12 protein-coding genes are annotated in these 9581 nt (G+C 63.0%); 4 read left to right on the top strand and 8 right to left on the bottom strand.

The annotated features are described in order from the left end of the window. Window positions 1-135 precede the first annotated feature (135 nt). The gene (locus tag M2432_RS15735; RefSeq protein WP_280827757.1) at window positions 136-582 is read right to left on the bottom strand and encodes a nitroreductase/quinone reductase family protein; all 447 of its coding nucleotides are present in this window, start codon (window positions 580-582) and stop codon (window positions 136-138) included. A gap of 118 nt (window positions 583-700) precedes the next feature. Between M2432_RS15735 and M2432_RS15730 the strand changes: the two genes are divergently transcribed. Continuing rightward, window positions 701-1213, top strand: coding sequence for a MarR family transcriptional regulator (locus M2432_RS15730; protein WP_280827745.1), 513 nt, complete (start codon window positions 701-703; stop codon window positions 1211-1213). Here M2432_RS15730 and M2432_RS15725 read toward each other — a convergent pair. The 5 genes from M2432_RS15725 to M2432_RS15705 all read right to left on the bottom strand — a co-directional run bounded on the left by M2432_RS15725 (window position 1200) and on the right by M2432_RS15705 (window position 5796). After that, on the bottom strand, window positions 1200-2339 hold the full coding sequence (locus tag M2432_RS15725; protein ID WP_280827744.1) for an alpha/beta hydrolase: 1140 nt from the start codon (window positions 2337-2339) through the stop codon (window positions 1200-1202). The genes M2432_RS15730 and M2432_RS15725 overlap by 14 nt on opposite strands. Before the next feature lie 952 nt (window positions 2340-3291). After that, entirely contained in the window at window positions 3292-4584 is a 1293-nt protein-coding gene (locus M2432_RS15720) for a cytochrome P450 (protein ID WP_280827743.1), read from the bottom strand. A 246-nt stretch (window positions 4585-4830) separates the two neighbouring features. Next, the gene (locus M2432_RS15715) at window positions 4831-5316 is read right to left on the bottom strand and encodes a MarR family transcriptional regulator (RefSeq protein WP_280827742.1); all 486 of its coding nucleotides are present in this window, start codon (window positions 5314-5316) and stop codon (window positions 4831-4833) included. Next, window positions 5313-5576, bottom strand: a complete 264-nt coding sequence (locus M2432_RS15710) for a hypothetical protein (RefSeq protein ID WP_280827741.1) — start codon at window positions 5574-5576, stop codon at window positions 5313-5315. The genes M2432_RS15715 and M2432_RS15710 overlap by 4 nt, the downstream gene beginning before the upstream one ends. Window positions 5577-5592: 16 nt before the next feature. Beyond that, window positions 5593-5796: a hypothetical protein gene (locus M2432_RS15705; protein ID WP_280827740.1), complete on the bottom strand. Its 204-nt coding sequence runs from the start codon at window positions 5794-5796 to the stop codon at window positions 5593-5595. Window positions 5797-6477: 681 nt separating this feature from the next. Here M2432_RS15705 and M2432_RS15700 point away from each other — a divergent pair. Together M2432_RS15700 and M2432_RS15695 are read left to right on the top strand one after the other, a co-directional pair. Further along, window positions 6478-7149, top strand: a complete 672-nt coding sequence (locus M2432_RS15700; protein WP_280827739.1) for a Crp/Fnr family transcriptional regulator — start codon at window positions 6478-6480, stop codon at window positions 7147-7149. Window positions 7150-7551: 402 nt separating this feature from the next. Next, the gene (locus tag M2432_RS15695) at window positions 7552-7749 is read left to right on the top strand and encodes a helix-turn-helix domain-containing protein (protein ID WP_280827738.1); all 198 of its coding nucleotides are present in this window, start codon (window positions 7552-7554) and stop codon (window positions 7747-7749) included. A 17-nt stretch (window positions 7750-7766) separates the two neighbouring features. Here M2432_RS15695 and M2432_RS15690 read toward each other — a convergent pair whose 3' ends face one another. Together M2432_RS15690 and M2432_RS15685 are read right to left on the bottom strand one after the other, a co-directional pair. After that, on the bottom strand, window positions 7767-8075 hold the full coding sequence (locus M2432_RS15690) for a hypothetical protein (RefSeq protein ID WP_280827737.1): 309 nt from the start codon (window positions 8073-8075) through the stop codon (window positions 7767-7769). A gap of 167 nt (window positions 8076-8242) precedes the next feature. Continuing rightward, window positions 8243-8410 (bottom strand): hypothetical protein, encoded by a 168-nt coding sequence (locus M2432_RS15685; protein ID WP_280827736.1) that lies wholly within the window; start codon window positions 8408-8410, stop codon window positions 8243-8245. A gap of 889 nt (window positions 8411-9299) precedes the next feature. On the opposite strand from M2432_RS15685, the gene M2432_RS15680 reads away from it, so the two are divergent. Further along, window positions 9300-9497 (top strand): helix-turn-helix domain-containing protein, encoded by a 198-nt coding sequence (locus tag M2432_RS15680; protein WP_280827735.1) that lies wholly within the window; start codon window positions 9300-9302, stop codon window positions 9495-9497. The last annotated feature ends 84 nt before the right edge of the window (window positions 9498-9581 follow it).

Below are 9581 nucleotides of genomic sequence, written 5' to 3'. Positions count from 1 at the left end.
TCCCCGCCAAACCCTGAACTGGCGAACACCCGCCGAAGCACTCGACAAACTACTGTCAAACCCGCCAACTGTTGCATCGATCCCTTGAACCCGCCGACGGTTTTGCGTACGTAGCCTCACATTCGACGAGGTCGTCTAACCCTCAATCGGCTCCAGCCGGAAAGCCGAGAGCCGGCCGGCGAGGGCTTCGAACTCCTCTGGCCTGCCGTCGCGCACCAGGCCAGCCTTTTTCGACAAACTCGCCGCGACCGCCACTTTGGTGGGCCAGGCCCGCATTACGGGGCGCGCCTCCTGCTGGCTCAGCGAGACAATGTTGACCTGGCGAGTCCGCCGCCCGCGGGTCAAGATGCCAGCGCCCGCCGCCCGGGCGTTGCGCGCCCAGTCCGTCGCTGGATAGCCCTCGATCGCGTACAGATTGCCGTCCAGCCGAAACGGAGTGATCGGCGTTCGAGTCGGTCGTCCCGAGACACGGCCCGGCACCGTAAGCACCACGACCGGGCCCAACCGTAGGCCAAGTTGGTGAAGCCCGATGATGAACTTGTTCAGGGGCCTCTGCCAGCGCTCCGGACCCGCATCAGACATCATTTAGCCTCATCTCAGATGAGTTATCTCAGATGAGTTATCTGAGCAATTCATTAGTTGATCGCCTCAGATATTGAATGAGACCGATCATCGTCGCGCTGTGTGACATTGTCAATGCATGCCGCAGTCACAGACGGTCAGGCGCGAGCAGCTGGCCGAGATGCTGAAGAGCGCTGCCCAGCGCGCCGCTACCGAGGCGGTGATGATGCATCAAGCGATCGCCGACACAGTGGGGCTGCCGACCACCGACCTGCGCTGCCTGAACATTCTTCGCCAAGACGGTCCGACCACTCCCGGCAAGCTCGCCGCGGCCACCGGGCTGACCACGGGAGCCATCACCCGCATGATCGATCGATTGCTCGCCGCGGGTTTCGTGCAGCGCGCGCACGATGAGCAAGATCGGCGCCGCGTGCTCATCACCGCGGTCCCTGAACGCCTGTCTGAGATCGCCCCACACTACGAACCGATCGCCGCCCAATTCGACAAGGTGACCAGCAGCTACACAAACGACCAGCTGGAATTGATTTTGGGTCTGTTCGACCGCCTGCACGACGCCTTCACAGAGATCACCACGCAACTGCGTGGCAATGAGACCGGCGCGCCATCGGCCGCCGGCATCACGGCAGTGTAGTGACGCCGGCCATCAGCCCAAGTTCCTGATAGATCTGGTCTTGAACTTGCCCCCCGTCCAGGATGGGCAGGAGCGCCCAGTCGTGGATTTCCCCGCTGCGCAATATGAACGAGATGGGCGCCCCTTGCGCGATGGCTTTCTTTTGCAGGACAAGCACATCCGGGGATAACAGGTCTTCCGAGCCGGCATACACATAGGTCGGCGGCAGTCCTGCCAGTGACCCGTACAGCGGGCTCACCAGCGGATCAGTCGCGCTCAGATCACCTGCCCACGACAATCCGTTCTGCACCAGCCCTGCCTGTTTGAGGACCGGATCGTCGACCGCGGCTATCGCGGGGTTGCTCATCGTGACATCCAGCCACGGCGACACTAGCACAAGGCTTTTCGGCACCTGCATGTTTTGGCTGACCATCAACTCCACGGCGGCCAGCGCCAGTCCTCCGCCTGCTGAGTCACCAATCACGCTGACGTTGCGCGCGCCGTACTGACTGATCTCTTGCGAGATCAGATCCGCCATCTCAGGCACCACGGTCGCAGCATTGCCGCCATCCCCGATCTGCGGGTAGATCGGCACTACGACTGTGGCGTTGGTCGCGCGAACCATGGAGGTGTAGGACAACCAGTGCACGATGCTCGGCTCACCGACGTAAGCGCCGCCATGAATCGCGACGACATATTCGCCAGACGGGTCAGATGAGGCGATCTCGTAGACCGCCATTCCGTCGTATTCGGTTTTCGTGACGTTCAATCCAAGAGTCAATGCCGCCGGCGGACTCGTGCTGGTGGCAGCCGGGGCGATCGCATTCGTCACGTCGATGCCCGTCAGCTGCCCCAGCGCTAGAACCCCCAGCGCCATGACCAGCGACGGCTGACCGCCGAAACCAAGGGCGGTGCCCGGGGAACTCGGCGACGGGCTGACCCCAACCACAAAGTTGACGACCGATGTCACCCCCGAGGAGACCGTCGTTGTGATGGTGTCCAGCGTCTCGCTGATCACCGACGGCACATCAGCTGCATCCGCTGCCATCGAGGTGGTTACGGCGTTGGGCACCAGTGTTTTCCGCCCAGTAGAGGTGAGCAACGCTCCACCAAGTTCACGGCGGGCCAGGGCCAACAGCGAAAGCATTGTTGGAGTTTGAACCGGCACCTGCGGTGCTTGGTTGCTCGGGGACGCTGAAACGCCCCCGTCCAGCGCTGCAACAAGAGTAGCGATGGGCCCGGAGACGACTGCGCTAGCTGACGCAGCCGTCGTTGACGCGGTCGCCTCTGTGTGCGTTGAGCTAGTCAAGCCGAAGTCCGGCGGTGCTGCAGTGGTGGTCGCCTTTGCGGGAATTACCGGTGGCGGTGCGGCAGAGGCGCGAAGCGGTGATATGGCGGCCTGTTGCGGACTGCTCGGCACCAAACGATCCGCTTCTGTCCGGGGCGCAGTCCGGGACTCAGCAACGTGGTGGGCCTGCTGATTACCCACGATCCGCGACGCGGCCGAACCTCCCGGATTCGGCGTGGTCTCCGCCAGCGACGAACTGGAGGCCACACCAGCCGAATGCGAGACTATCCTGCTCGACTTGACTTGGGCGCCAGCAGGTTTAGCCAATCTGCTGGGTGACACCGAACCTGCCGTGGCGCCGGGCGAATTCGGCGACACTCCCGACGTATCGGCAAGTGAGTGTGGGCTACTGACGAGCGCCACACCAACACCCACGGCGACCGCCCAGCCACCTACCTTCACCGCACTGCTGCCGCCTTGCACTCCCTTCATATACAGTACGGCAGACGCGCCATAGATATATTCGAGAAAATTGGTCTAGTTTTGCTGACGGGCGATCGGAGCGGTCCTACCGGTAATGCGCAATCGAAGCCGCAGGCTGTAGCGGGGAACCGTACCGCACCGGCTTCGCGCCCGCCGAAATCGACTCCCTCGTCGCCGAACACGGCTTCACCTGCCGCGACCACACCCGCACACCGGCCCTGCAACAGCGTTATGCCCCACCGCGAGCCAACAAGGCGGTCGGCGACGACTGGCTCACCATCACGACCGCACAACGGACCCGACCCCGGGATCCCCGAGCGCGGCTACGTCATTGCAGCACAACAGTTGTGCCGCGGCCCGGAACGTGAGTAATCGACCGGCGATGCACCGGCTCAGCCGCGGCTCGGTCGGGTCGCACACTGGTGCTTGCGAACAGCCGGCCGAGCACGATCCGCATCTCGGTCTCTGCGAATGTGGCACCGAGACAACGGCGCACACCGCCTCCGAACGGAATCCAGGTGTAGGTGCCCGCCCGCTGTTCTAGGAATCGTTCGGGACGAAACTGCTCCGGGTCAGGATAGATATCTGGCCGACGATGCATGAGGTAGATCGACGGCACCACCGCTGCTCCGGCGGGCAACGACATCCCGCCGATCTGCATCGGTTCGATCAACCGTCGAACCACCAACGAGATCACCGGCCGCAGCCGGAGGGTCTCCTTCACCACCGCAGCGGCATACTCCTGCCCATCAGCACTTATCTCCTCGATCAGACGCGCGCGCACTCCAGGGTGGCGAACGATCCGCTCGATCGCCCACGCCAAACCAGACGCGGTGGTTTCATGACCGGCCAGCAGCAGTGTGATGAGTTCGTCACGGATCGCGACATCGCTCATCGGCCGACCGTCGTCGTGACGCGCTTGCAGGAGCATCGAAAGCACGTCGGTACGTTCGGCAAGGTCATCGGCCTGCCGTCGAGCGGCGATCTCCCGATACAACAATCGATCTACGGGCCTGAGCACCCTGTGTGCTAGCGCGATCCTCGTCTTCGGCGGGGCCGCCACCAACAAAGCCATTTGCGTCGCGATGTTGGTCGTCAGAGCCAGCATGCGCAGCAACGCTGCCCGCAGTTCATCCAGCTGTTCTCCGCTCTGCAGCCCGAAAACCACGCGCAAGACAACTTCCAGCGTCAACGCCTGCATCAGCGGATGCAACTTGGCCGGGACACCACGCGGCCAGCGCGCAATCTCCGCCTCGGCGACCGCTGCCATGGTGGCCTCGTAGCTCTGCAGATGGCTACCGCGAAAGGACGGCATGAGTAGTCGGCGTTGTTCCTTGTGCGCGTCATCGTCAAGCAGCAGAACCGAATTCGCGCCCACCACCGGCAACAGAATGCGGTTGGCTTCGCCTGCGTGCAGCAGCTGTGGCGACGCGGTGAAAATCTCTTTGACCGTCTCAGGATGACTCACCATCACCATGCGTCCCTCGCCCGCGAGCTTCATGGTGAAGCTGTCGCCGTAGCGGGCTTTACAACGCGTCATGAAGTCCCACGGTCGAGCTATCCACGCGGCGGTTTGCATCGCGACCGGTGAGCGAGGGCCTGGTGGCAACGTATCGACCATCTTCTGTACCCCCAACGATGCAGACGATGAAGTATCGCCACCCTACGCGTCAGATTCCCCGATCCCCGGTGGTTTCGCCCGCCGCGTTTCGCTCATTCGACGAGATCGTCCTTTGGTGGTCGTATGCCATCGTTTATCGAGGCGGACAGCATGTGCGTGAAGGCATGCAGTAGTTGTGTGGGGTCTCCGTCCGAGGGCAACGCTACGAGTTGGACGACGCTGCGTCGTGCGTGTATTCAGCCCTGCCTAATGGTCGCCTGCGCCCGATGTCTTCACCGCCGTGGGCCTAGCTGTGGGCGCAGAGTTGATCATCGCCATGAGGTCCCGTAAAAACGTGAAGACGACCGTGCGATCTGGGCCTGCCATCGCCGAAAAGTGTTGCGTCAGCATGTCGTTGATATCGGCGTACAGTCGCGCCAACTCACTCACCGTCTCATCGGTGATGGCCACCATCGACGAGCGGGCGTCGTCGGGGTTGCGATAGCGATTGACGCGGCCTTCTCGTTGCAGTCGTGTCAGAACGGCGGCCAAGGTTGTGGGCTGAATGCCGGTTCGTTCTGCAATTCTGGTCGGGGTCGCCGGCCCCTCGACATGCAGTACATCGAGCACGCCGAGGTCGCGCGGGTTGAGCCGCGCGGCTTTCGCGACGCGCTCGGTGATGATCTCGAAACCGATGCGGAGGTCTTGAACCGCGCGTTGCACATCGGCGCAATCAGGTGCTGGATCGGTCATCGTTGTGTGGTCGGTGCTACCGCTTGATGGAGATGTGCGGTGTTCTCGTCGAGTTCGGCGACCATGGCCGCTGCCAGCCGTTTGCCCCGGCCGACGCCGTGCAGAGCATCGGCGCAGACCTGGGTTAACGCAGCAGTCGCCGGCAGCGCGATCGGATCGGTCCGGCGACTGACTGTGCGAACTCGATGTCCGGCGCGCAGCGCCTCGCGGCATATCCAGACGCCGGTCCGTCCGGCTGCGCCCAAGACGGTGATGTCCATGGATCTTCCTTTTCCGTCAGCGATCGGTTCTGACCCGGCGCGCGAAAAGCGGCAGTGCGCGGGCATCCACGCTGGCCAACGGGCCCATCACGTTCGTGCGGAAGCTGGGGCGCAGCAGTTGGTCGGCCATGAACCGCACGACCGGGCCCGGGATGCTTGCATAGTTCACGATGACGAACCTCGACGCGTCGTCGAAGGCCAACAGTGTTGAGTTGTCCACATCCAGCACCTCCCCGTACCAGGAAAGAAATGCCGGTCCACACCCGCGCAACCTCTTCCGGGGAGCGCGATGATGCGAAGTGGTTCAACAGGATCGGCCCGTCGAGGGCGTCGGTGTCACCGAACCGTTCGACGTTTCGCGCCGTTGACTCGAACGACGGCTCGGGAAGTCCCGAGCGCGAAATGACGCGGTGGGCCGACTCGATTGCCACGTCATCGCCGTTGACCATCAGCACGACATCGAAGCGCGGTCCGCCCGGCAACGGCACGACAAATGTCGATTCCAACAACCGCACCCCGGTGATTCCCGGCATCGATTCGAGCTGGATAACCACCGTGGGCAGCGCCGCCAGATGCGCGCGCCGCATCTCGCTCGGCAGGACGAAGGGACCTATCAGACGCAGGTGCATGTTCCAGGCGAGATACAGGAATCGCCCCGGAAAGGGTGTTGCCGGTATCACCCGCGCCCTCCATGTCCGCTACCGCAGATTTACTACGATAATCGTAGCATTTTCGGTGGTCCTCACCCACAGCGGCGAACGTCATCTGCAGCAGGACCGGCCGGTGGGCCCTGAACACCCATGCGTTACATCTGCGATCCGACATGTAACCTCGCGGGCGGGATACACGGCGACCTCGGGGTGCAGGGGCACCCCGGTCGCCTCGCACAGACGGGACAGGCGTGAACGAGGCACTGCTGCGCGCCGGCATTTTCCAGGGCGTCGAACCCGGCGCGGTCGCCGACCTGAGCGCACAACTGGAACCGGCGTCGTTCCCGCGCGGGCACATCGTGTTTCGCGAAGGCGACGCCGGCGATCAGCTCTACATCATCACCGCGGGCAAGGTGAAAATCGGCCACACCAACCGCGACCGCGAAGCCCTGATCGCCATCTTGGGCCCCTCCGACATGTTCGGCGAACTGGCCCTGTTCGACCCCGGCCCACGCACCTCCACCGTCACCACCCTCACCGAGGTGCATGCGGTCACCATGACCCGATCCGCGCTGCGCGGCTGGATCACCCAACACCCCGAAATCGCCGAACAACTGCTGCGGGTGCTGGCCCGCCGACTGCGCCGCACCAACAACGTCCTGTGCGATCAGATCTTCACCGACGTACCCGGACGGGTCGCCAAAGTCCTGCTCGATCTGGCCCGCCGCTTCGGCCAACAAGACCAGGGCGCGCTGCGCATCACCCACGACCTCACCCAGGAAGAACTCGCCCAACTGGCCGGCACCACCCGTGAGACGGTCAACAAAGCCCTGACCCAGTTCACCACCCGCGGCTGGATCCGCCGGGACGGCAAGACAACCCACATCTACGACCCCGCCGCACTGGCCAGACGCGCCAAATAATCGCCGTACATCCTGGGCGCCCACTACGGGTCAACGAGCAGCCCCGTCGCCATGACCGGCGACGGGAACCCCTGCTCATCTGCGGTGGCGGAGGGATTTGAACCCCCGGTTGGGTTTAACCAACTCTCGCTTTCAAGGCACCGCGAACTGGGTAAACGGAATCGTAGCCCACAAACCATATGTGCACCGACGTGCACTTCTCGGTCTCTGCGGAAGGTCGCGTGGTGAGCGATTGTGTCAAAGCGGTGTCATCTTTGGGCGACTCTGAGGCGTGATCAGCCTTGGCACCGTCCTCCACAGTGCACCAGCGTGACCCGACGCTTCTGACGTGTAACTGGCGCGCTTCGGCGTGTCGCAACGGATCAGTGGACCCAGACTGAACCTCAGGAGACGCTTCCCATCATGAGCGAGAACGACGCGGCCATCGCGCCGCCAGTGCTGTACACGATGGAAGAGGCTGCAGAAATCCTGCGGGTGAGTCGTGAATATCTGTACCGAATGCGGCAACGCAGCCAGCTCACCGTGGTGAAGTTCGGCCGGAGGACACTTGTCGAAGCGGGCGAGATCGATCGGGTGATCGCCGCAGCGCGAGCCGGATAGGCATTGCGTCTTGCCTGTTATCGATGCTCATCACACAGCGGTGGCCATCGCCGCTCCTTCTCATTGGCCAATCCCCCGCAGACCACACATGCGGTGCGTGCCTCCGCCTCGGCCTTTTCGATCCGGTCGAATACCGCATCGGCAGTCTCATCCGCGGCCATGATGCTCCCGATTAGCAGTTCGCCGTTATCCCAAACATTTTCGACGACAAGCGCAGGGTCCATGGCGCGCAGTTCCCGGATCAACCGGGCGTATAACAGCGCCCAACCAGGCCATGGACAACCCGGCCACTGATGCGGTGCTGATTCGGGTTCGATTGAGGTCACCAGCTGTCCTCCACATCCAGACGTTCATCGCATCGCACGGGAGTCCCGCCTACAGCAATTCCGTCGGCGTTTCCATGCACCTCGGGATCGACGGCGACGATGTCCCGAATCATGCGGCGCACAGAGCCGCCCCGCCAGACTGCCGACATGGCGTCCAACAAGACATTTCACTCACCCTCCCTGATGGGAGTATGCACGGCAGCAGCACCCGTGTCGACAACGATCTTGTTGCCGGATCGGTTGCTGAATCCGGTGCCGTGCAACGGAATCAGCAACGGAATGTTGTGAAGGACGTGCCGGGTTTCGCGGCAGGCGAGTGACGCGGACTGACGCACAGCGGCGCACCTGCGTCACGGTGGAACCAACGCGACGCAATGGCGTGATGCGAGCCCGCGATGCGACGCCGACCGTCACGCAACCCGTGACACGCCGCCCGTCACGTGACGCAGGTGGAGCAATCCGTGATGCACCGCGGCACACCCTGACGCAGACCGGTGCCGCACTGTGACGCAGCTGATGCAACCCCTGATGTAGAGCAGCGCGCCCTGACGCAAGCGGTGAAGCAATGCGAATCAGCACCGCATGCCACTGCCCTGACCTGCGTCGACACGCCGCAATGCACCTGATGCAGCCCGCGCGTCAGCGAAGCGACCCGTGATGCGGTGTGACGCACCACCAGCACCACTGATACAGCGTGATGCGACCGCGGCGCGGCCTGACGCACCGTGACGCAATCGGTGACGCAGCAGGCGATACCGCTTTACGCGCGGTGACGCAATCGGTGACGCACCAGCGATGGGCTGACGCGATCTGCGCCACCGGTGACGCGGCCCATGACGCAGATAAGCGATCTACAACGGTCACTGGAGCAAGTGGGGTCGCGCCGGCCACCGTTTTGCATCGAGGGACGGCGGGTCGACCGTGCTACGGCGAGCGTGTCGCAGCAATTGGCGCCGTCGGGGGAATGCTGAGGTAGGTAGAGGGGCTGCGTTCTAATTCCCTAAAACAGAGAATTGCCACAGGTTTCGGTCGCTAGCCAGGGCAACACAGATGTCACGTCCTGTATGGGACCCGACCTGCGGCGATGCCGGATTCCAGCGGCAGAATCAGCCCTCCGACACTCCGCCGAGACCGCGTGTCGCAGTCTCATTTTGCGGATTTGAAAATTGCGGCAAGCTTTAGCCAACGCACCACTACAGATCACAACTTGAACTGGGAGCCGAAATGCCAACCACCACACGTGAACACGATCCAGAGCTGCTCGTTCCTGCGGTTGCCGAAGAGCTGGGCATCTGCAAGGAGACAGTCCTGAGGGCAATCCGGAGCGGTCGACTCCGCGCTATGCGGATCGGACGCGGATACCGGATCCGCGCCAGCTGGATCGACGAGTATCGCGAAAACGCCACCGTCGCAGCCCCTTAAAGCACGAAACCCGGCCGCTCAAGGGCCGGGGCTCGCATCAGAATTTGTTCAGTCATCTCTACCGCCACAGCAGAGCTGAACCCG

The organism is Mycobacterium sp. OTB74, from assembly GCF_029892685.1.
Lineage (GTDB): Bacteria > Actinomycetota > Actinomycetes > Mycobacteriales > Mycobacteriaceae > Mycobacterium.
The sequence above is the reverse complement of the archived record's forward strand: the minus strand, read 5'-3'. Positions and strand labels throughout refer to the sequence as shown.

What these genes read in the sequence shown, in the direction of transcription:
- M2432_RS15735 (WP_280827757.1), bottom strand. Translation starts at nt 582, where the DNA reads ATGTCTGATGCGGGTCCGGAGCGCTGGCAGAGGCCCCTGAACAAGTTC.
- M2432_RS15730 (WP_280827745.1), top strand. Translation starts at nt 701, where the DNA reads ATGCCGCAGTCACAGACGGTCAGGCGCGAGCAGCTGGCCGAGATGCTG.
- M2432_RS15725 (WP_280827744.1), bottom strand. Translation starts at nt 2,339, where the DNA reads ATGCTTTCGCTGTTGGCCCTGGCCCGCCGTGAACTTGGTGGAGCGTTG.
- M2432_RS15720 (WP_280827743.1), bottom strand. Translation starts at nt 4,584, where the DNA reads ATGGTCGATACGTTGCCACCAGGCCCTCGCTCACCGGTCGCGATGCAA.
- M2432_RS15715 (WP_280827742.1), bottom strand. Translation starts at nt 5,316, where the DNA reads ATGACCGATCCAGCACCTGATTGCGCCGATGTGCAACGCGCGGTTCAA.
- M2432_RS15710 (WP_280827741.1), bottom strand. Translation starts at nt 5,576, where the DNA reads ATGGACATCACCGTCTTGGGCGCAGCCGGACGGACCGGCGTCTGGATA.
- M2432_RS15695 (WP_280827738.1), top strand. Translation starts at nt 7,552, where the DNA reads ATGAGCGAGAACGACGCGGCCATCGCGCCGCCAGTGCTGTACACGATG.
- M2432_RS15680 (WP_280827735.1), top strand. Translation starts at nt 9,300, where the DNA reads ATGCCAACCACCACACGTGAACACGATCCAGAGCTGCTCGTTCCTGCG.